1 pseudogene is annotated in these 500 nt (G+C 40.0%); it reads right to left on the bottom strand.

What is annotated here, in order from left to right:
* Positions 1 to 500: pseudogene (locus HM982_RS18735) on the bottom strand (hypothetical protein); the annotation flags it as partial.

Genomic DNA, 500 nt, shown 5'->3' on the forward strand with positions numbered 1-500 from the left:
ACAATGTAGTTGTCTGGGTTTTGACTGTCTAGAATAAATTCATCATTATCCGTAAGGTCAAACTGAGCACTATCATTCGCTGGGTTACCATCGGTTTCCATATTATCATCACAGGTTTCTTGTACAATAGGTTCCATATCTGGATTAGCCTGTGCGGCCTCCTGAACTTCGATATAAAAACTCTGCGTACTGATTGAACAGCCGGTAACATTATTGGTTATCGTTACAAAAATCTGCTGTGGATTTGCCGTGTTGGTATAAGGACTTACTAAGTCATTAGTGCCAGCTTCGGCATCAGCTAAACTCGCATGATAGCTTACTATAAATTGCGTCGCGTCTTGTCCGTTTAAGACTTCTTCGTCTTTTGTTGATAAATCAAAAGTATCAATATTATCGGTGAATAATTCACATTGGATAAAGTCCGTTACCGCAACGACGCTTGGTAATGGGTGTACCACAATAGTAAAGTCTACTAACGCATAACAACCCGTCGCATCTTT

The organism is Winogradskyella vidalii, from assembly GCF_013403955.1.
GTDB classification, from domain to species: domain Bacteria; phylum Bacteroidota; class Bacteroidia; order Flavobacteriales; family Flavobacteriaceae; genus Winogradskyella; species Winogradskyella vidalii.